The 20,473-nt window shown below is 56.5% G+C and carries 21 protein-coding genes, 5 tRNA genes and 1 pseudogene; 11 read left to right on the top strand and 16 right to left on the bottom strand.

All coding sequences use genetic code 11. The features are described 5' to 3' along the window. Window positions 1-2: 2 nt before the first annotated feature. Window positions 3-1,199, bottom strand: coding sequence for a CaiB/BaiF CoA transferase family protein (locus OM794_RS06490; RefSeq protein ID WP_226251153.1), 1,197 nt, complete (start codon window positions 1,197-1,199; stop codon window positions 3-5). After that, window positions 1,192-2,949, bottom strand: a complete 1,758-nt coding sequence (locus tag OM794_RS06485) for an acyl-CoA dehydrogenase family protein (RefSeq protein ID WP_226251191.1) — start codon at window positions 2,947-2,949, stop codon at window positions 1,192-1,194. The genes OM794_RS06490 and OM794_RS06485 overlap by 8 nt, the downstream gene beginning before the upstream one ends. Before the next feature lie 149 nt (window positions 2,950-3,098). Here OM794_RS06485 and OM794_RS06480 point away from each other — a divergent pair, with 149 nt between their 5' ends. After that, a complete protein-coding gene (locus OM794_RS06480) occupies window positions 3,099-3,998 on the top strand; it encodes a LysR family transcriptional regulator (protein ID WP_226251152.1) in 900 nt (299 codons plus the stop codon). Between the two features lie 85 nt (window positions 3,999-4,083). Further along, window positions 4,084-4,248, top strand: a complete 165-nt coding sequence (locus OM794_RS06475; protein ID WP_226251151.1) for a hypothetical protein — start codon at window positions 4,084-4,086, stop codon at window positions 4,246-4,248. A 93-nt stretch (window positions 4,249-4,341) separates the two neighbouring features. Here the strand turns inward: OM794_RS06475 and OM794_RS06470 are convergent. The 10 genes from OM794_RS06470 to OM794_RS06425 form a co-directional block, all read right to left on the bottom strand. Further along, window positions 4,342-4,429: transfer RNA gene (locus OM794_RS06470), tRNA-Ser, on the bottom strand. 156 nt (window positions 4,430-4,585) lie between these two features. Further along, the gene (locus tag OM794_RS06465) at window positions 4,586-5,095 is read right to left on the bottom strand and encodes a YiiD C-terminal domain-containing protein (protein ID WP_226251150.1); all 510 of its coding nucleotides are present in this window, start codon (window positions 5,093-5,095) and stop codon (window positions 4,586-4,588) included. A gap of 2 nt (window positions 5,096-5,097) precedes the next feature. After that, complete coding sequence (locus OM794_RS06460; protein WP_226251149.1) at window positions 5,098-5,658, bottom strand: nitroreductase family protein; 561 nt, start codon at window positions 5,656-5,658, stop codon at window positions 5,098-5,100. Between the two features lie 61 nt (window positions 5,659-5,719). Further along, the gene (gene queF, locus OM794_RS06455) at window positions 5,720-6,553 is read right to left on the bottom strand and encodes an NADPH-dependent 7-cyano-7-deazaguanine reductase QueF (protein WP_226251148.1); all 834 of its coding nucleotides are present in this window, start codon (window positions 6,551-6,553) and stop codon (window positions 5,720-5,722) included. A 44-nt stretch (window positions 6,554-6,597) separates the two neighbouring features. Then, window positions 6,598-7,371, bottom strand: coding sequence for an ABC transporter permease (locus OM794_RS06450; protein WP_088701145.1), 774 nt, complete (start codon window positions 7,369-7,371; stop codon window positions 6,598-6,600). Further along, on the bottom strand, window positions 7,368-8,351 hold the full coding sequence (locus OM794_RS06445; RefSeq protein ID WP_226251147.1) for an ABC transporter ATP-binding protein: 984 nt from the start codon (window positions 8,349-8,351) through the stop codon (window positions 7,368-7,370). Before OM794_RS06445 ends, OM794_RS06450 begins: the two co-directional genes overlap by 4 nt. Window positions 8,352-8,604: 253 nt before the next feature. After that, window positions 8,605-8,679, bottom strand: a tRNA-Gly gene (locus OM794_RS06440). Between the two features lie 40 nt (window positions 8,680-8,719). Then, a tRNA-Glu gene (locus OM794_RS06435) sits at window positions 8,720-8,795 on the bottom strand. Window positions 8,796-8,798: 3 nt separating this feature from the next. After that, window positions 8,799-8,873, bottom strand: a tRNA-Gly gene (locus tag OM794_RS06430). 54 nt (window positions 8,874-8,927) lie between these two features. Next, a tRNA-Glu gene (locus tag OM794_RS06425) sits at window positions 8,928-9,003 on the bottom strand. 372 nt (window positions 9,004-9,375) lie between these two features. Here OM794_RS06425 and OM794_RS06420 point away from each other — a divergent pair. The 8 genes from OM794_RS06420 (at window position 9,376) to htpX (ending at window position 17,903) form a co-directional block, all read left to right on the top strand. After that, window positions 9,376-10,479, top strand: coding sequence for a TRAP transporter substrate-binding protein (locus OM794_RS06420; RefSeq protein ID WP_226248743.1), 1,104 nt, complete (start codon window positions 9,376-9,378; stop codon window positions 10,477-10,479). Window position 10,480: 1 nt separating this feature from the next. After that, window positions 10,481-10,990: a TRAP transporter small permease subunit gene (locus OM794_RS06415; protein ID WP_226248741.1), complete on the top strand. Its 510-nt coding sequence runs from the start codon at window positions 10,481-10,483 to the stop codon at window positions 10,988-10,990. A gap of 3 nt (window positions 10,991-10,993) precedes the next feature. After that, window positions 10,994-12,319, top strand: a complete 1,326-nt coding sequence (locus tag OM794_RS06410) for a TRAP transporter large permease (protein WP_226248739.1) — start codon at window positions 10,994-10,996, stop codon at window positions 12,317-12,319. A 43-nt stretch (window positions 12,320-12,362) separates the two neighbouring features. Beyond that, window positions 12,363-13,949: a gamma-glutamyltransferase family protein gene (locus OM794_RS06405; protein WP_226248736.1), complete on the top strand. Its 1,587-nt coding sequence runs from the start codon at window positions 12,363-12,365 to the stop codon at window positions 13,947-13,949. A 127-nt stretch (window positions 13,950-14,076) separates the two neighbouring features. After that, window positions 14,077-14,475 (top strand): peptide-methionine (R)-S-oxide reductase MsrB, encoded by a 399-nt coding sequence (gene msrB, locus OM794_RS06400; protein ID WP_088701139.1) that lies wholly within the window; start codon window positions 14,077-14,079, stop codon window positions 14,473-14,475. 83 nt (window positions 14,476-14,558) lie between these two features. After that, window positions 14,559-15,515 (top strand): ribosome biogenesis GTPase YlqF, encoded by a 957-nt coding sequence (ylqF, locus tag OM794_RS06395; protein ID WP_226248734.1) that lies wholly within the window; start codon window positions 14,559-14,561, stop codon window positions 15,513-15,515. 105 nt (window positions 15,516-15,620) lie between these two features. After that, complete coding sequence (locus OM794_RS06390) at window positions 15,621-16,868, top strand: pyridoxal phosphate-dependent aminotransferase (protein ID WP_226248732.1); 1,248 nt, start codon at window positions 15,621-15,623, stop codon at window positions 16,866-16,868. A 129-nt stretch (window positions 16,869-16,997) separates the two neighbouring features. Beyond that, window positions 16,998-17,903 carry a protease HtpX gene (gene htpX / locus OM794_RS06385; protein ID WP_226248731.1) on the top strand — a complete coding sequence of 302 codons (906 nt, stop codon included), beginning with the start codon at window positions 16,998-17,000 and terminating at the stop codon, window positions 17,901-17,903. Window positions 17,904-17,978: 75 nt separating this feature from the next. On the opposite strand, the gene OM794_RS06380 is transcribed toward htpX, so the two are convergent. From OM794_RS06380 to pdxB, 3 genes are all read right to left on the bottom strand, one after another. Then, window positions 17,979-18,242 carry a type II toxin-antitoxin system RelE family toxin gene (locus OM794_RS06380; protein WP_226248729.1) on the bottom strand — a complete coding sequence of 88 codons (264 nt, stop codon included), beginning with the start codon at window positions 18,240-18,242 and terminating at the stop codon, window positions 17,979-17,981. Beyond that, window positions 18,229-18,462 (bottom strand): hypothetical protein, encoded by a 234-nt coding sequence (locus tag OM794_RS06375; RefSeq protein ID WP_226248727.1) that lies wholly within the window; start codon window positions 18,460-18,462, stop codon window positions 18,229-18,231. Before OM794_RS06375 ends, OM794_RS06380 begins: the two co-directional genes overlap by 14 nt. A 104-nt stretch (window positions 18,463-18,566) precedes the next feature. Beyond that, on the bottom strand, window positions 18,567-19,736 hold the full coding sequence (gene pdxB, locus OM794_RS06370) for a 4-phosphoerythronate dehydrogenase PdxB (RefSeq protein WP_226248725.1): 1,170 nt from the start codon (window positions 19,734-19,736) through the stop codon (window positions 18,567-18,569). 98 nt (window positions 19,737-19,834) lie between these two features. Between pdxB and OM794_RS06365 the strand changes: the two are divergent. Next, window positions 19,835-20,115, top strand: a pseudogene (locus tag OM794_RS06365) (hypothetical protein). 21 nt (window positions 20,116-20,136) lie between these two features. Here the strand turns inward: OM794_RS06365 and OM794_RS06360 are convergent. Continuing rightward, window positions 20,137-20,472: a glutaredoxin family protein gene (locus OM794_RS06360; protein ID WP_226248723.1), complete on the bottom strand. Its 336-nt coding sequence runs from the start codon at window positions 20,470-20,472 to the stop codon at window positions 20,137-20,139. Window position 20,473: the final 1 nt, after the last annotated feature.

Genomic DNA, 20,473 nt, shown 5'->3' with positions numbered 1-20,473 from the left:
GGCTAGGCCACCGGCACATCCGGCAGCACGCCTTTCGCTCTCAGGTGCTCTATTTGCTGCACGGTCAATCCTGCTTCATGAAGGATTGCGTCGGTATGTTCGGCAAAGCGTGGCGGTGGCGTTTCATAGCGCGAGGGCGTACGGGCTAGCTTGATCGGTGAGCCAGTGCCCTTGTAATGGCCGATATTGACGATCATATCGCGGTGCTGGGTATGCGGGTGCGCCAGCGCTTGCGTGGTATCGAGTACCGGCCCGCAGGGAACGCCGATACGCATCAGCCGATCGGCAAGCTTATCCCCTTCCCATCTGGCCATGGCACTCTCCAGCACATCACGCAGCGCATCGCGGTTACCCAGGCGGGCACCATTGGTCGCAAAGCGCTCATCCTGGCCAACGTCGTGGCATTCGAGCAACTCGCACAAGCGCGCGAACTGCACATTATTGCCAACCGCCAGAAAAATCGGCTGTGTCGCCGTCCGGTAGACCTCATAAGGGGCAATATTGGGATGCTCATTTCCCGTGCGGCGCGGCGGCGGCCCACCGTAGAATACGTTGGGAAAGTGGGGGTGCATCAAGGAGAGCCCGGAGTCGAACAGTGCTGTCTCGACAAACTGCCCACGCCCGCTGCGCGTACGCTCATGGAGAGCCAAGGTGATACCGATGACGGCATTGAGGCCGGTCACGATATCGACAATGGGCAGCCCCACGCGCAGCGGCTCCCCCTGTTTCTCACCGTTGACACTCATCAGCCCCGCCATTGCCTGGATGACGGCGTCATAGCCAGGCAAACCGCCCATCGGACCATCAGCACCAAATCCACTGATTCGGCACTGGATCAGACGGGGAAAGCGCGCGCTGAGAATGTCATAGCTCAGCCCCCACTTTTCCAGGGTTCCCGGCTTGAAGTTTTCCACCAGCACATCGGCGCCCTCCAGCAACTGCAGTAACAGTGCCTTGCCGTCAGGGTGACGAAGATCCAGCGCCATCCCGCGCTTGCTGCGGTTCAAACCGTGGAAATAGGAAGCTGCATCGCCTTCGAAAGGAGGCCCCCAGCCGCGGGTTTCATCCCCCCCGGGAGGCTCGATCTTGATCACATCCGCACCGTAGTCACCCAGCACCTGGGTGCAGTACGGGCCTCCCAGCACACGGCTAAGATCAATCACCCTGATTCCGCTCAGTGCACCATTGGGCTTATCCATGCCCCACCTCCAGCCCGAGGGAACGCGCCAGTGCTTGGGTATTCACCACCGCCGCGACCTGTTCGTCAGTCATCGGCGTTTCGTTGAGCAGCGTCGCCAGCGCTTCCGGCGACGCTCGACTGACCGATAGCGGATCGGGGGGTAGTAACTTGTGGCGTACCACCAGCCAGGCCAGTGCCAGTCGCCGCCTGTCTCCCGTGATCCGGGACGCCTCCCAGGCCATAAGAATGGCGGAGGTAATGTGGTAGAGACCGCTGGCAATCCGTCGCGCGTCGTGCTCGCAGGCAGGATCCTCTGCCAGTGCATTCGCGCCCTCTACTGCCTTGTCGAGGAGCACCTGCAACAGGTGGCGCTCGTGCTCCTCGATGACGGACGCTTGCAACTGTTGATGCAAGTAGTCAGCCAGTACCGGCAAGGTCTGTTCACGCCGTATCGCACGGAAAACATCCAGGGCAACGATATTGCTGGTGCCTTCCCATATTGAGCCAAGGTGGGCATCACGCAGCACGCGGGCATCCGACCACTCCTCGATGTAGCCACATCCACCACGTACTTCCATGCCATCCCCAGCCACCTTGCGTGCATCCCGCGTGGTACGGAACTTGATCATGGGTGTCAGGATGCGCAATAGCTTGGCTGACTGGGCATCCCCCGCATCGGCCCGCCGCAGGCACTCGGCCGTGTGGAAAACCATCGTGCGCCCCTGCTCGGCAGTGAGCACCATCTTGCTGAGCTGACGCTGCATAAGCGGCAACTCGATGAGCTGGCTACCGAACGCCTGACGGTGGCGAGCAATGAAAAGCGCCTCGTTGAGCGAGCGCCGCATCAACCCCGCCGACCGCACCCCGTTCGAGAGACGGGACATGTTGATCATGTCCGTCATCTGCTTGAAGCCCTGCCCCGGTTCCCCCACTACATAGGCTTCGGCGCCTTCGAACAGGATCTCACCGCTCGCCATGGAGCGAGTACCCAGCTTGTCCTTCAGTCGTACGATGCGGTAATGGTTAAGATCACCATTTTCTAGATACCGGGGCAGCAGGAACAACGTGAGGCCGCGAGTTCCCCGCTCCCCTTGATCGGGGCGCGCCAACACCATCGCCAATTCGGCATCGGGGTTAGAGCAGAACCATTTGTCGCCATAAAGGCGCCACTTGCCCTCTTCCTGCCTCGCTTCCGTGGTAATCGCCCCTACATCAGAGCCTGCATCCTGCTCGGTCATGAACATGGCTCCCTGATAGGCCAGATCCATATCCTGTGAGGTCAACGCTTCCAGGTAGCGGTTCACCAAGGCGTCGTCGCCGAACTTGCGCAACGTGCGAGTCAGTGCATCGGTCATGCTAAGCGGACAGCAAAGGCCAAACTCAGCCTGCACGAACAGGTACGTCAGCGCATACTTCACTACCGGTGGCATAGGTTCCGGCCAGCCAAGCACGCCACCGCGATGCGACAGGGCCGCCAGTCCGAACTGTCCATAGGCAACCGCTTCCAGGCGTTGATAGGCTGGATGTTTGAGGATCTGCTGGCGCTCGGCACCATTTCTGCTGCGCAGGGCAAGTTCAGGAGGATGCTTGTCAGCCTCGATGGCCAGCGTTTCCAGTTCACCGCCAGCAAGGGCTCCCATCTCGTTGAAGTGGCGCTCCAGGTGCTGACGTAGCGCCGTCGGCAAATAGAGATCCAGAAGTTGGGAAAGGGTGGGATCGTTATGGTAACTGTTCTGCCCCCAGGAATCGGGGATATTGCGGTGTATCATTTCATTCACGACGGCGTACCTCTTGGACTTATTATATGTTTTATCGTCACATTAGGCGGGTATGGAGGCCGTCTCCAATACTGTTTTAGGATCCATTGATTCAGTTTTATGTATGATTGAAGAACAAGAAATGATAAGGAACGAAACCAATGGCGCTGACATTTCGACAGTTGCGTTACTTTCTGGTGCTCTCGGAAGAACTGCATTTCGGCAGAGCAGCGCAGCGCCTGCACATTTCTCAGCCACCGCTAAGTGCCAGCCTGCGTCAACTGGAAGAGGAGCTAAAGGTCACGCTGCTGCTGCGCAATAGCAAACGCGTTACCCTCACGCCCGCCGGAGAAGCCTTTCAGCGCCAGGCACGCCGGATTCTCGAGCAGCTAGAAGACTCGCAAACGCTGGTGCAGCGTATTGCCTCAAGCGCCACCGGCCTGGTGCGTGTCGGGTTTACGCCCGCCATGCTCTTTCGCGGCCTGCCGGAACTACTCAAACGCCTGCAATCCCGCTATCCCGGCATCGAAATACAATTGATCGAACGCAACTCGGCAGATCAAGTAGAAGCAGTGATGCAAGAGCAGCTCGATATCGGCTTCATCCACTCGATGCCGTTACCCGAGGGAATCGAGTCGGTCATCCTGTCGGACGAACCCTTCCTGTGCTGCTTGCCAGCGCATCACCACCTGGCAGGCCGACGCGAGTTGGCGGTCAAGGAACTGGCCAATGAGCCCATCATCCTTTTTGGTCGCGACCTTGCCCCTCACTATTACGACAGGATCATCGGCCTGTTTCACCACGCCGATGTTAAACCCCATATCTGCCACGAAGTCTCCCACTGGTTGACCATTCTTGCTCTGGTAGCCAATGCGATGGGAGTTGCCCTGGTTCCTCAATCACTTGCCAAAGCCGGGTTTTCCAATGTGAGTTTTCTCCCCCTGACCGATTCAACGACACGACACCAGTCGCACTGCATATGGCGCGGCGATGCGGAGAAACATGAAGAAATCCGTCAGTTGCTGCTTAACTGCCTAAAAGAACAACAGCAAGTCAGGTAAGCCGACGACAAGCCCAACAGCCACCTACCGGCCCTACTGCCGCTGGCACATGCTGGTCACTTCATTCCATCTTGAGGAAATCGCGGTGCAGTCGTTTTCGCCAACGTGCGAAATAGCGCTTTCGCGACTACGCTATAGCAACGCTCACTACTCAAAGGAAGAGAATATGTCTACTACCACTATCGTCGTTATCGTTGTTGTTATCGTTGCCGTTCTAGGCATTGGCTTCGGTGGGGTGCTGCCTTTTTAAGCAACTTTCTTTATTTTTTCCCCAAAGACAATTCTAGACAGCCAAAACGAAAAAAGCCGTCGAGCTAAGAGCTTGACGGCCTTCAAAATTTTGTGGCGGAGGGGGAGGGATTCGAACCCTCGAAGCCTTGCGGCTTACACACTTTCCAGGCGTGCTCCTTCGACCACTCGGACACCCCTCCGCGTTTTGGCGCTGTTGAAAGGCTGAACCTTTCGCGACAGAACGGCGCATATACTATTGGCTAAGCCTCGAAATAGCAAGCCTTTTCCGGCTGACGAACCTTTAGGTAGTGGCACACGGCGGTTAACGTTTTGATGCAACCCATGTTGTCGCGCCATTAACGTTCAGACAATACAGCGTAGCTGCCGCGGGCTTCCAGGCAGAGCGTCTCACCACAATAGAGCTGCTGGGTTAGCGCTATGCGCCCTCTTCCTCGCTCAGCGAGCTTGTTGGCAAGCTGAGGGGGGCCTTCTGGCACAGCTGGCGTACATACCAGGCGGTAGTCACTTGTTACCGGTGCAAGAAAGCGCTGGCTGGCCTCGGCAACGACGACATCCCGATTGATGCCTCGATCACGCAACCATAACGTTACCCAGCACCAGCCTTGCAGCGTGGTTTGTGCCGTTAATGCACCACCAAAGCCCGTGCCTTTATCGTTAAGGTTGGGCTCCAGCGCTAACTGCCAGACTAGTGAATCTCTCTGGCGCGTCATTTCGCTAATACCTAACGCGCTCACCATGGGTATGGCGTCACTCAGCCACTGCTGAAAAGCGGCCATGTCTTCCAACGAACCTTCTGGCAGCGGTAATCGTGGATGAGGGATGCCTGGCTGACGGGGGAGACTCATTGCTAGTCCCAACGCTCCACAAAGTCAGCAACGTTATGCTGGGGTACCGGTTTATGGCGACCACCCAAAGTGCCCAGGTAGATAAATGCGACGACTTCGTCGTCCTCATCCAGGCTCAGCCCTTTGCGAACCACGGGGTCGAAAGCATACTTCCCGCTGCGCCACATCGCGCCTAGCCCCAACGCATGGGCAGCCAGTAGAATACCGTGAGCGGCGCACCCGGCAGAAATCACCTGCTCCATTTTAGGTACTTTTTCGAGCTCAGGCGTGACCTTGGCGATCACGGCGATAATCATCGGCGCCCGTAGCGGTTTTTTGCGTGCAGAGTTGAGCGTTTCGTCGTCGGCACTGGGATCTTCCTGAAACTCCGCCTCAGCAAATAGCTCGCCTAGCCGCTCACGCCCCTCCCCGCTGAACTCGATAAAGCGCCAGGGGCGCAGCTCTTTATGGTCGGGCGCACGTAGTGCGGCCTGGTAGATAGCGCTGAGCTGTTCGGCGCTGGGCGCTGGTTCCGTCAACTTGCCCATTGAGCTACGTTCGTGAAGCAGCGTAAGTGCGTCCATTAATGACTCCAAATCCAATCGTAAAGGGCTACTGTAGCACCACCCTTTATAACACTGCCGTTTACTGCCTTGCCAGACGCAGCGGCGTGGGCGGGGTTAGCCCGGGCGTTGCCCGCCAGGGGCTGATATCCAAGCCACCACGGCGAACATAGCGCGCCAGCACTAGCAGTTGTGTGGGCTTTGCCTGGGCCATTAGGTCGGTAAAGATATGTTCAACGCAGTGCTCGTGAAAATCCTGGTGCTGACGAAACCCAATGAGGTAACGAAGCAGTCCTTCGCGATCGATTTTAGGCCCTTTATAACGCACCATCACGCTGCCCCAATCTGGCTGGCCGGTAACGGGGCAGTTAGATTTCAGCAAGTGCGAGTAGAGTGTCTCTTCGACGATCTCCTCCCCTACCGTTAGATGGGCGCTGCTAGGCGTGTAATCGCTTACGGCGATATCTAAATTATCCAGGCACTCCCCCGGCAGGGAGCGTGCTGAAAGCTCTGGAGCATCCACATCGAACAACTCAACGCTCACCTCGGCACCCGCTGCAGCGGCCAAGTCGTGAGCGAGGGTTTTCATCACATCCTCACGACTATAGAAACGGGTTTGATTGAAGCTGTTGAGGTAGAGTTTCCAGGATTTAGACTCAATCAGATGGGGTGAGGCGGCTGGCAAACGAAAGCGTGCTACCGCCACAATGGGCTTGCCACGGCTGTTCAGCCAGGAGACTTCGAAGGCGTGCCACTCATCTTCGCCTACAAACGGTAAGTCACCCTCTTCTATCCCCAGAGGCGCGCGGTTGGCCGCTCGGGGAATCGGATATAACAGCCCTGCGTCATACTGCTCAGGGTAGGCGGAATCGCGCCCTAACGGCGCGTGTTCTAAAGTATCCGGTCGATGCACCATGGCGTCAAAACTCCCTAATGATTCTCAATCTGGCGGTCATGAGTTTAGCTGCGGATTCCCTTACCGCGCTCCAGCATCACCAACGCTATACCAAACAGCACGATAATAAAGGCAAAAATGGCAGCGAGGGCCCAACCAACTGGAATATCCGAGACGCCCAGGAAGCCGTAACGGAAAACGTTAACCATGTACAAAATCGGATTAAGCATGGAAACGCCCTGCCAGAAATCAGGCAGCATTGAGATCGAGTAAAACACGCCGCCCAAATAGGTCAGCGGCGTCAGGATAAAGGTCGGCACGATAGAGATATCGTCGAACTTATTGGCCAGTAATGCATTAATAAAGCCGCCAATAGAGAACAACGCAGAAGTGAGCACGACAACCAATACCGTGAGCAGCGGATGCTCCATGGTTAAACGGGTAAAGAACAGCGAAACGATTGTAACGATTAACCCCACGCCCAAGCCTCGCGCCATTCCGCCTAAAATAAAGCCGGCCAGTATCACCCAGTTGGGCATGGGCGAAACCATCATCTCTTCAATCGAGCGCTGAAACTTATTGGAGAAAAAACTCGACGCCACGTTGGAGTAGCTGTTGGTAATCACCGACATCATGATCAGCCCTGGGACAATAAAGTCCATGTAGCTGAAGCCGTCCATGTCACCAATCCGCGAACCGATCAGGTTACCGAAGATAATAAAGTACATCGCCATGGTGATTGAGGGAGGGAGCAGCGTTTGTGGCCAAATGCGGGTGAAACGTTTGATCTCTTTTAGCACCAGCGTCCACAGGGCGATCAATGTTTGCGTAGCATTCATACGCGCGCCTCCCTATCTTTAACACCGGCGTCATCCACACGCTGATCAATCGCCCCAAGGCCGTTTCCTTCCACCATCGACACAAACATCTCCTCTAAGCGATTGGCCCGATTGCGCATGGATACCACCTGGATGCCGTTCTCACTCAAGGCATTGAAGACATCGTTCAAGCGCTGGCCGCGATGGACTAACAGTGAAAGCTGAGTAGGTTCTATCTGATGAAGCTCAAAGCCCTCTATTCGCGGAACTTCTACGACAGGCTCAGCCAAGTCGATCAGGAAAGTCTCGGTATCAAGCTCAGCTAGTAGCTCACGCACGCTGGTATTACGCACAATGTCGCCATTGTTGATAATCGCCACATTGCGGCACAGGCTCTCAGCCTCTTCCAGATAGTGAGTAGTCAGGATGATCGTGGTGCCTTCGTCTTGGTTAATCCGCCGCATGTACTCCCACATACTGCGCCGCAGTTCGATATCCACCCCGGCGGTTGGCTCATCCAGAATCAGCAGCTTGGGACGATGCATCAGCGCTCGAGCGATCATTAGGCGGCGCTTCATGCCACCTGACAGCATGCGCGCGCTGCCGTTGCGCTTTTCCCATAGGCCCAGATCGGTCAGTAGCTGTTTAGCGCGGGGCAAGGCCTCACGGCTGGTCATACCGTAGTAGCCCGCCTGGGCCAGTACGATATCGAGCACTTTCTCAAATTGATTGAAGTTGAACTCTTGGGGTACCACGCCCAGTTGGTACTTGGCTTTAGCGAAGTCTTTATCCACATCAATGCCGAATATGGAGACCTTGCCCGCCGTCTTTTGCACCAGCGAGCAAACCACCCCCAAGGTGGTGGATTTACCGGCGCCATTGGGGCCCAACAGGGCAAAAAAATCGCCCTGCTGGACGTCTAGATCAATACCTTTAAGCGCCTGAAAGCCGTTGCCATACACCTTAGTGAGGCCACGGATCGACAATGCCGGTTCGGCCATGAACATGTCCTGTCAGCAAAATAAGAAGAGAAGGTAAAACATTAGGGCGCAAACGACTTTTTTCAAGGCAAGCAGTCGCGCCGAGCGCTAGACACGCAACAAAAGACGCCCAGCAAGGAGCTGATGCATCATAGAAATAATAAAGAGTGAATATAGTAGCGCTTGGAGCGGGAAAGGAGATTTGATCGGACTGGCGCACCAGCTCCCGACCCTCGCCTTGGCAAGGCGACACTCTTAACCACACCATCAAAACTGGAGCGGGAAAGGAGATTCGAACTCCCGACCCTCGCCTTGGCAAGGCGATGCTCTACCACTGAGCTATTCCCGCTTATATACCTCTTGCTATACAACGTTCTGGCTATCGGAAGTGGCGTCCCATAGGGGGTTCGAACCCCTGTTACCGCCGTGAAAGGGCGGTGTCCTAGACCACTAGACGAATGGGACGTGTGGAGCGGGAAAGGAGATTCGAACTCCCGACCCTCGCCTTGGCAAGGCGATGCTCTACCACTGAGCTATTCCCGCATTCCGATAAACCTGACGACCACTTATCTTTAAAGGCTTAGCCTCAAAAATAAGTGGCGTCCCATAGGGGGTTCGAACCCCTGTTACCGCCGTGAAAGGGCGGTGTCCTAGACCACTAGACGAATGGGACGTTTCATTGCCTCGTCGAGGTGGCGCGTATGTTACTCAGACCTTATTGAGCTGTCAAGCACTCTGCCAACACTAAGCTAACTGCCCCTCTTTCAATCACCTACACACGAAGCTCTACCTAAAGCTCCCAAAACCGAAAGGGTCAAAAAAAGCAAAGCCTGCGATGCCAACGTGCACGCAGAGAGTGCTCTTCGCACTCATTAGGCGCCATATCGGTGCAAGCAGTTATTTTTCTTGTACTTACACTCGCAAGCCACAACCTACAAAACCCTTTAAAATCTTTTATTTATAAAAAAATCGATTTTTATGGCACACCCCTTGCTACTTTATTGTGTTCCCTTGCTGACCCATTTCCCCATTAATGAGGTGTGCTATGTCCTTATCCCGCCGTAAGTTTCTGACTACAGCCGCGGTCTCCTCTACTGCCGGCTTGGTATTAGGCGCCCCATCGATTGCCCGTGCGCAGTCCACCGAGAGCTTCAACTGGCGCATGACCAATGCCTACCCGCCCGGCTCGCCCTTTTACGTGGAAGGCCCTGGCAGCCCCACTGACGTAATCACCAAAATTAACGCCATGTCCGGCGGACGGCTCAACATCCAACACTTCTCTTCCGGCGAATTAATTCCTGCCTTTGAAGGCTTTGAAGCGGTTCAGAGCGGCACCATCGAAATGAATGCCGCCAATAGCTACTTCTGGTCAGGCACCACCTTTGCCGCCCAGTACTTCACTACTGTGCCCTTTGGCATGAGCTTTATGGGCCATATGGCGTGGCTTTACCACGGCGGCGGTCTGGAGCTTTGGCACGAAGTATATGAGCCCTACGGCATGGTGGCCTTCCCGCTGAATAACACCGGTGTACAAATGACCGGCTGGTTCCGCGAACCTATTGAGGATATTGGCCAGCTCAACGGGCTGCGCATGCGGGTTCCTGGTTTGGCCGGCCAGGTCTACTCATCACTAGGGGTAGATGCCCGGGTACTGCCCGGTGGCGAAATATTCCCGGCGCTGGAGCGTGGGGTGATCGATGCAGCCGAGTTTGTGGGCCCCTTCCAAGACCGCCGCATGGGGCTGCATAACGCGGCCAAGTTCTACCACACCACTGGCTGGCATGAGCCCTCCACCACGGGTGAGTTGCTGATCTCGAAAACCCACTGGGACAGCCTGCCAGAAGACCTGCAGATGATTGTCAAAACTGCCTGTATGGCCGCCTGCCTGGAGAGCGTGACCTGGTCGGAAGCAGTTAATGGTGAAGCCATGACAGACCTGGTAGAGAACGAAGGGGTAACTGCAAGCATGCTGCCCGAAGCGGTTGTCGATGCGCTGCGCGAAGCGACAATGGACACGCTCTCTAGCGAAGCCGACGCCGACCCGCTGGTGCGTAAAGTCCACGATAGCTATATGGCATTTAAGGCGAATCACGACCGCTGGGCAGGTGCCAGTGAGCGAGCCTGGCTAAACGACATTATTGGAGTCTGATATGCGCGCCGTGGCACTGTTTGTCCACGGAGTTGAGGCGGTGGTTCGGCTATTTGGCTGGATCGCCGCCTGGACTTGCGTGGTTTTAGTCGGATTAGTCACTGGTGACGTATTGATGCGCTATGTGTTTAGCGTTGGCGCGGTATGGCTGCAGGAACTGCAGTGGCACCTGATCTCACCGATCGCTCTTTTTGGCATGTCGTATCTACTGCTGATGGGGGAGCAAGTCCGCGTGGATGTTTTCTACGAACGCTTCCCCGCGGGTCTGCAGCGAATGATTGAGGCGATCGGCGGGCTATTACTGCTGATCATGGGACTATATATCGCCTGGCTGACGCTGCCCTGGATCGCCCAGTCTTACGCCCGCGGAGAGGCATCACCCAATCCCGGTGGCTTGCCCCTTCGTTGGCTACTCAAATCTCTGATTCCGTTTGGTTTTGTCCTTCTCGCCCTGCAAGGATTGGCACACGCGCTACGTCAGGCGTTTGCCCTGCCCACACGAGGTGAATAACGCATGTCTCCCAATGAATGGCTAGCGATCGGCATGATCGTGGCTTTTTTCGTGTTTCTGCTGATCGGCATCCCGGTGGGCATCAGCATCGCCGCTACCGCCTTTTTCTTTGGCTATATTGGCTTCGGCCCGATGCTATTTAACCTGCTGCCGTCGCGTATCTACGGGGTAGTGACTAACTACACCTTTATGGCCATACCGCTGTTTGTGTTTATGGGGGTTATGCTGGAGAAGTCGAAGTTGGCGGAGGAGTTGATTGACGTGATCGGCCATCTGTTCGGCGGCCTCTCTGGCGGCATGGGCGTGGCAATCATTTTAGTCGGTGTTTTATTAGGCGCTGCGACCGGCATTGTCGGCGCCACTATCGTTACCCTTGGTCTGCTCACGCTACCGACGCTGCTTCGCCGGGGATACCCCAAAACGCTAGCCACCGGCATGATTTGCGCGTCCGGCACCTTAGGGCAGATTATTCCGCCCAGTCTGGTGCTGATTCTGCTGGCTGAAATTTTAGGCGAGTCAGTCGGCACGATGTTCGCAGCGGCCATGGTGCCGGGGCTGACCCTGGCGGCGGTATATATTATTGCCATTCTGGTGATCGCTAAACTCTATCCCTGCCTAATGCCACCGATTCCCGCTGAAGAGCGTGCGAATATGAGTCGTCGCCAACTGATACACAAAGTGATTACCGTGGTGGGCCCTCCTGTGGGGTTGGTATTTGCCGTGCTGGGGTCGATTATTGGCGGCATTGCCGCGCCCACTGAAGCCGCCGCCATGGGCGCGCTAGGTGCACTGCTGTTTGTAGCTTGCTCGGGACGGTTAACCTTTGCGCTACTCAAAGAGGTCGCCAAGGCCACGCTGGTGATCTCGGCCATGGTGTTCTTTATTCTGATCAGCGCCCAGGTGTTTGGCCTGGCGTTTCGCGGCTTGGGGGGCGAGCATTTGGTTGCTCGTATGTTCGACTGGGTACCCGGCGGCGAGCTCGGCGCGATGCTGTTTATGCTACTGCTGATGTTTGTGCTGGGTTTCTTTCTGGAGTGGATTGAGATTAGCTATATTGCCTTACCACTGTTTCTGCCGTTCTTTGTCCAGATGGGCGTTGATATGGTGTGGCTGGGTATTTTGGTGGGGCTGGTGCTGCAAACCTCGTTTCTTACCCCTCCCTTTGGCTGGTCACTCTTCTTCCTCAAGGGTGTGGCACCCAAAGAAGTCACCACCCTCGATATTTACAAAGGCGCCCTGCCGTTTATCGGCTTACAGTTTGTCGCTGTGGCACTGGTCTTTATCTTCCCCAGTATTGCCACGTGGCTGCCGAACGCGATTGGCTGGTAACCCTCTACCTGATAATTTTTATTAATAACAAAGGATACTCGTCATGCTCCACACCCAACGCAGTTACGGCGGCAGTTGTGTCGCCCCTCACCACCTTGCCGCCAGCGCCGGGCGCGATGTGCTGAAACAGGGCGGCAATGCGGTGGAAGCCATGGTCGCTGCGGCGGCCGCCATTGCGGTAGTTTATCCGCATATGAATGCCCTGGGCGGCGATGGCTTCTGGTTGATTCATGAGCCAGGCAAAGCCCCCATTGCCATAGACGCCTGCGGCCCTGCAGCAGGCTTAGCGGATGCAAACTTCTACGCCGGTGAGCCATACATTCCCGAACGTGGCCCAAAAGCAGCCCTGACCATGGCAGGCACTATTGGTGGCTGGCATGAAGCGTTAAGCATCGCATCGGCCTGGGGCAAATCACTGCCCCTCACAACGCTGCTGGCCGATGCCATTCATCATGCCGAAGTGGGCGTCGCCGTTACGCAAAGCCAGGAAGCCCTCACTGCCAAACACCTTGAGCGTCTATCCCTGAGCCCCGGTTTTACGGAGGCCCTGCTACTTAACGGACAGGTGCCCCGTGAAGGCGAACGGCTACGCCAGCCGCGTCTGGCCGCGACCCTTAAGCGTCTAGCGGACGCGGGTTTGGATGACTTCTACCACGGAGAGCTGGCCACCAGCATGGCGCGGGACTTAGAGGCCGTTGGCAGCCCGCTGCGTCTGGCAGACTTCCACGCCTACCGCGCCCAGCGGGTAACACCATTGGAAGTCACGCTGCAGGACGCCACGCTGTATAACCTGCCCGCACCGACTCAAGGCATGGCGTCGCTGATGATTTTGGGCATCTACGAACGCCTAAAAGCCACTGAGCCAAACGGTTTTGAGCACCTGCATGGGCTGATTGAGGCCACCAAGCGCGCCTTTATTAAGCGGGACCAGAACGTCACTGATCCCGGTCGCTTGCCTACACCACTGCAGGCGTTACTCAGCGAAGAGAGCATTGACCGTGAAGCGGCTCACATCGACCCTCAGCGCGCTCTGCCCTGGCCCCACGAGCCTGCGCCAGGTGACACCATATGGATGGGCGCCGTGGATAACGAAGGGCGTGCGGTGAGCTTTATTCAGAGCATCTACTGGGAGTTTGGCAGCGGCGTAGTGCTGTCGGAAAGCGGTATACTGTGGCAAAACCGCGGCATCAGCTTTTCGCTTAATCCTGACGACCTGCGCGGCTTAGCCCCTGGTCGCAAACCCTTCCACACGCTGAACCCGGCGCTGGCCAAATTTAACGATGGCCGCACCCTGGTCTACGGCACCATGGGCGGTGAAGGCCAGCCGCAAACCCAGGCGGCGGTATTCTCACGCTACGCACTGCACGGCATGCCGCTGCAGCAGGCGATTACGGCGCCCCGCTGGCTGCTGGGGCGTACCTGGGGCGAAACCAGCACTAACCTAAAACTTGAGAACCGCTTTGATGACGCCCTGGTGACGGCCCTGGCCACAGCAGGTCACGATGTGGAAGTGCTGCCCGAGGCGTTCAGCGACACCATGGGCCATGCAGGCGGGATTGTGCACCACCCGGATGGGTTAATAGAGAGCGCCCACGACCCGCGCAGCAACGGCGGCGCGGCTAGCGTGTAACATCTCTCCTAGCCGTTTTCAGCCGGCTGAACTTGTTAAGGCGGCTGGCTGTCACTCCAGGGAGTGATAAGCTAGTCTGCTTATAAAGCCTCTGAAGAGTGGCAAACCAGAGGGAGAGGAGACCCCCATGGCGAAAATAGAAAAATCCCCTGACGAGTGGCAACAGCAGCTAACCCCCGAGCAGTACCGCGTAGCGCGTGAGAAAGGCACCGAGCGCCCGTTTACCGGCGATTATCAGGTTAGCGACGCCCAGGGCATTTACCACTGCGTATGCTGCCACGCGCCACTGTTTGAGAACGAGCATAAATTCGATGCTGGCTGTGGCTGGCCAAGCTTTGATCGGCCACTGGGTAGCCGCTGCGTTGAGGAGCATACGGATACCACTCACGGCATGCAGCGCACGGAGGTAGTTTGTTCCCACTGTGATGCTCACCTGGGCCACGTATTTCCCGATGGACCACCGGAGACTACCGGGTTACGCTACTGCATCAACTCGGTATCACTGGAATTTCACCCCGACGAGTAAGCAGCGCTAAATCCTCGCAAGGCAACCAGCAAGGCGGGTGCTACAATAGCAGCCCGCTTTTTTTGTACTTGTAGGAGAGACCGATGCTCGGCTGGTTCCCCGGACATATGAACAAGGCCCGCCGCCAGATTGCGGAGGTGCTGCCTGAAATTGACGTCGTCATCGAGGTACTCGACGCACGTTTGCCCTACTCCAGCGCCAATCCGATGCTGGCCGAGCTAACCCGCCACAAGCCGGTGTTGAAAATTCTCTCCCGTGCCGATCTTGCAGATCCGGAGCGCACGGCAGAATGGGTAGCCTTTTTTGATGCCCAAGAGAACATGCGGGCCCTGGCCGTCACTACCACCAACACCCGCGAGCTAAAGAAAATTCCCAAGCTGTGCCATGAGCTGGCGGGTGCCGTGCGCGCTGATCGGGATGTACGCGTGATGGTGATGGGAATACCGAATGTTGGAAAATCCACGCTGATTAACGGCTTGGCGGGGCGAAAAATCGCCAAAACCGGCAACGAGCCAGCAGTGACCAAGCGCCAGCAGAAGGTACGTATCGATGGGCGAGTGGCGCTCACCGATACCCCTGGGGTGCTGTGGCCCAAAATTGAAGATCAGGCCAGCGCCTACCGCCTTGCCGCCACCGGCGCCATTCGCGACACGGCCATTGAGTATACCGACGTCGCCATTGTCACCAGCGCGGAGCTGGCCAAGCGTTATCCCGAAGCACTCTCCAAGCGTTATAAGCTCAAAGAGCTGCCGCCCTACGCGGCACCCGATATTCCTCACGACATTGATGCCGATGGCCCGAAAAAGCCCGACTTCCTTGCCATTGCTGGCTTTGACGGCAATGCCATTTTAAAAGATATCGCTGCCCGCCGAGGCGGCCTGCGTCCCGGCGGCGCCGTTGATCTGCACCGCGGTGCAGAGGTACTGCTTCACGAACTGCGTGATGGCAAGCTGGGCAGGCTAACGCTTGAAACCCCGGCAGACATTCCTCCGCCGCCAGTGCAAAACGACGAAGACAATCAAGCACTTTCCGACGCATAATGACCCAATAGCTCTATAGCCGACGATGGCTTGTAGGCGCTGTTTTTAGACACTCATGCTTTTTGGACACTTTTGGGCCTCTAGCTACTTTTGGACAGACACCTCATGGATACCCCGCAGTCGCACGAATCACAACCGCTGAAGAAATCTCATAAGCTGCACAATGTCTGCTACGACATTCGCGGCCCGGTACTCGACCACGCCAAGCGCCTGGAAGAGGAAGGTCAGCGAATCCTCAAGCTAAACATTGGCAACCCTGCACCCTTTGGTTTTGAGGCGCCGGAAGAGATTCTCCAGGATGTGATGCGTAATCTGCCCACCGCCCAGGGCTACTGCGACTCCAAGGGCCTCTACTCTGCCCGTAAAGCGATCATGCAGGAGTGCCAACGCAAACAGATTCCCGGCGTAGGTATAGAAGATATCTTCATCGGCAACGGCGTCTCTGAACTGATTGTCATGGCCATGCAGGCGTTGCTCAACGACGGCGATGAAGTGCTGATTCCGGCGCCAGACTACCCACTCTGGACCGCCGCAGCCCACCTTTCCGGTGGTCACGCGGTGCACTACCTATGCGACGAACAGGCGGACTGGACGCCCGACATGGCGGATATTCGTGCCAAGATCACCAGCCACACTCGCGCCATTGTACTGATTAACCCCAATAACCCTACCGGCGCGGTGTATCCGCCTACCGTAGTGAAAGAGGTGTTGGCGATCGCCAAGCAGCACAACCTGGTGGTGTTCTCTGACGAAATCTACGACAAGATTTTGTATGACGGGGTTGAGCATACCGCCACGGGCGCCCTGGCGGACGATGACCAGCTGGTTATCACCATGAACGGCCTCTCCAAAAGCTATCGTTGTGCCGGGTTCCGCTCAGGCTGGATGATAATCTCCGGTACCTTGGCCAAGCTCAACGCTCAGGACTATATCCAGGGCCTGAATATGCTCGCCTCCATGCGCCTGTGTGCCAACGTACCCGCCCAGCACGCGATTCAAACCGCGCTGGGGGGCTATCAGTCGATCAATGATCTGATCCTGCCCGGCGGGCGGCTGTTGGCCCAGCGAGATATTACCGTGGAAAAGTTGAATGCGATCCCCGGTGTCTCCTGCGTAAAACCCAAAGGCGCGCTCTACGCGTTTCCGCGTCTCGACCCTAAAGTGTTCAATATTAAAGACGACCAGCAGATGGTGCTGGATCTACTCCTGCAGGAAAAAATACTGCTGGTGCAGGGTACGGCCTTTAACTGGCCAGAGCCAGATCATGTGCGCATCGTAACGCTGCCCTGGGCCGACCAATTAGGCGATGCACTTGATCGCTTTGCCAATTTCTTGTCGCGCTACCGGCAGTAGCGCTTATCATAGCTCTGGCAACTAAAACATCCCATTGCCACGGCTATGACTTGAAACTGCCATGAACAGTACGTATCTAAGCCTTTAATCTAGTAATGCTTCGATGAACCTTAGGGGAGAACCTGCACCATGATGCGAATTCTGCTGTTTTTAGGCACCAATATAGCGGTCTTGCTGGTGGCCAGCATTACCCTGCGCCTGCTAGGGGTTGAAGGCTACCTGCGCGGCCAGGGCATCAACTTCACCAGCCTACTGATCTTCTGCTTTATCTTCGGCATGGCGGGCTCCATCGTCTCGCTGTTTATCTCCAAATGGATGGCTAAGCGCAGTACCGGCACGGTGATTATTGAGACGCCCTCCAACTCCACCGAAAAGTGGCTGCTGGACACGGTCGCTGAGCTCTCTCGGGAGGCGGGTATCAAAACCCCGGAAGTGGGCATTTTTCCGGCTCAGCAGTCCAACGCCTTTGCCACCGGTTGGAACAAGGATGATGCCCTGGTAGCCGTTTCGGCAGGTCTACTTAACCGTATGCGCCCGGAGGAAGTCCGTGCGGTACTGGCTCACGAAATTGGTCACGTCGCTAACGGCGATATGGTTACCCTGGCACTTATTCAGGGCGTGGTGAACACCTTTGTGATGTTCTTTGCCCGGGTAGTGGCGCACCTAGTGGATAACTTCCTACGCAGCCGCAGTGAAGGCGGCGGTGGCCTGGGTTTTATGGGCTACTTCGCGGTGGTCATGGTCGCGGAGATTGTGTTTGGGCTTTTGGCCTCGGCAATCGTTGCCTGGTTTTCACGCTACCGCGAGTACCGCGCAGACGAAGCAGGTGCGCGCTTAGCGGGCACCAACGCCATGGTGAGTGCCCTGGCGCGCCTGAAAACCGAGACCGAAATGCCCGATCAAATGCCCGATACGCTGCGCGCCATGGCCATCACCAAAGGCCAAACGCGCTCGCTGGTGGAGAAAATGTTTGCCAGCCATCCGCCGCTGGATGAGCGTATTCGCGCACTAAAAGAAGCCGCTTATCGTCAGTAAGTTTTTCAGTAACTACATACATTTAAGGCCCGCATCTGCGGGCCTTATTCTTTATTGAGTTTGACATCCGAAGCGTTAGCTGCGTTTGTAGTCATGCTTTCGGTGCCCAACTTTTACGACAGTCACGATAAGAAGCTCATCTGCCACTTCATATATAATTCTATAGGCACCCTGGCGTATACGATAACGCTCTTGTCCTGAAAGCTTTTCACTACCGATAGGACGGGGGTTTTCTTGCAGCTCCTCTATGCGCTGAAGAATCCGGGACACATCTTTGTTTGGAATTGCCCGGAAATCTTTGGAGACAGATTTCTTGAAGACAAGCTTATATTTTGCCATGGGCCTTCAAATCGTCCAGCAGCGCCTCGTAGCTCATTGTTGGCTCGGATATCCGCTCCTCAAACGCGGCTAAATCTTCTTGATCCTCAGCCAGCGCAGCCCGAACAGCGTCATTGACGATATCAGATAGGGAACGGTGGGTATGCGCTGCCTTCAACCGCAGCGCAGCGTGTAGCTGAGGGTCAAAATAGACCGTAGAACGCTTCGATATCTCACTCATGGTGTTTTCCAAATTTCATGACATTTTAGCACTATAGCGTCAGAACACCAAAACGTCAAAACGACTCTAGCAACCATTTCTTCCTGCCTGCAAACACTTAATAACTAACCTTTATTTTCCACCACCACACCAAACCCAGCCCCACGCAGCATGCCCTCTAGCGCTACCGCTTCCCCTGATAGCCGCACGCTGAGGGTGGCAAATTCACGCCGTAGCGGATAGTTAGCACGGCAGTCATCAAAGCCTTTGCGCATGCCGTGATGCTGTGTTTGACGCTGTAGCGCATCGTGGTCGCGGCGCACGTCATACACCGCTCGCATACAGAGCCGCAGGGCGTCTTCTGGGGGGAGTGCGTGCTGCAAATGCAGCGACGCGAGGGCGGGTGGTGGGCAAATATCAGCAAACGTCAACTCGCTGGACTGGTTCCAGTGGCGGGCCAGCGCCTGCTGAATCATCCAGGTGCCGCGTAGCTTGCCGTCCAGGCTATGCCCAGCGATATGGGGCGTGGCCAAAGAGACCAGATCACGCAAGCCTGCGTCGATCCCGGGCTCCTCTTCCCACACATCCAGTATCACACTGATGTCACCCTTTCCTGCGAGGCGGCTGCGCAGGGCCAGGCCGTCCACACAGTCGCCCCGCCCGGCATTTAACAGCACGCTGCCGGGGGCCAGTTCCTCGATGCGCTGTGCATTCAGGAGCTGGTACGTCGCGTGGGGGCCTTCACGGGTTAGAGGTGTATGCAAGCAGAGCACGTCGCAGCGCTCGATCAGGGTGTCTAAGGAGTGAAAGCCCTCTTCAGGCGCCTCTTCTGCACGCTCTATAGCTTCCCGGGGCGGGTCACAGATCAGCGTTGCCACGCCCATGGCGGTTAATCGCGCCTGGAGTCGGCTGCCTACATTGCCCGCCCCCACAATCCCCACGCTACGCTCGCTAAGCGACCAGCCATCCCGCTCCGCCAGCGTGAGCAAGCTGCCCAGCACATAGTCCACCACCGCTTCGGCGTTGCAGCCTGGCGCACTGGCGAAGGCGATATCACGCTGAGTGAGCGCTGCCTGATCGATATGATCCGTGCCGATGGTGCAAGTACCAACAAAGCGCACGGAGCTATCGGCAAGCAGTTTATCGTTGACCTGGGTAATCGAACGCACGATAAGCGCATCAGCATGCTGCAGATGCGCGGCATTTATCTCCCGCCCCGGCACACGGGTGAGCGAACCGAAATGGCCGAAACAGCGTTCGGCAGCGGGGATATTGGCGTCGACGACAAGTTTCATAGGCGTTTTGGTATCCGGGCTTTACAATACGCCCGCGACGGCTTGATGGGCAGGCGTGTTTAAAGGCTATCTTTTAAAGGCTAAGTAAGGAGAGTGTTGTGATCGTACGCTGGGAAACCAACCATGACTATGTGTTGGTCCATATTCACCAGGACATGTTTGGTGACTGGATTTTCAGCCGCGCCTGGGGCCAAATCGGCACCCAGTTTGGGGGCCTGAAACATCAGCTAGCCGATACGCTGGATCAAGCCCATATGTGGCTGGAGGACGAGGCCACTATCCAGTCCTCACGGGTTTTCGCAAGGTGCTGGAAGTGGCCGACCATACGCCAGAAGGCCAGGAAGCCATGCGCCAGCTCTCACTACTGGATGTACTTTAGCCGCCCCACTCGCCCCGATTTTCAACCCAGAAAACGTCGCCCATCGCGCTTATGGGCGCCTTTAGGCGGTGTAGTATCAGGTAGCGCAGTCAACCCTGCCAGTGCCGCTTCATCCAGCCAGCCGCGCTCGCGCAACCAGGCGCTTAAACGCTCCAACTCAAAGCCACAATCCAGCTCATTGCCTTCACTATCCACGATCACCGGTATCCGCACACCGTAGCGTTCAACCAGCGCCTCGTCGTCACTAATCTCGATATGGTGCAGCCACACTTTTTGATTCGTCAGTGCGGTCACCAGCGCTTCTAATTGGCTGCACAGGTGGCAGCCCATCGTTGTATAAAGCGATAGCTGAATCATG

Origin of the sequence: Halomonas sp. BDJS001 (assembly GCF_026104355.1) — a bacterium.
Lineage (GTDB): Bacteria > Pseudomonadota > Gammaproteobacteria > Pseudomonadales > Halomonadaceae > Vreelandella.
Note: the sequence above shows the minus strand (reverse complement) of the source record. Positions and strands in the feature narration are given on the sequence as shown.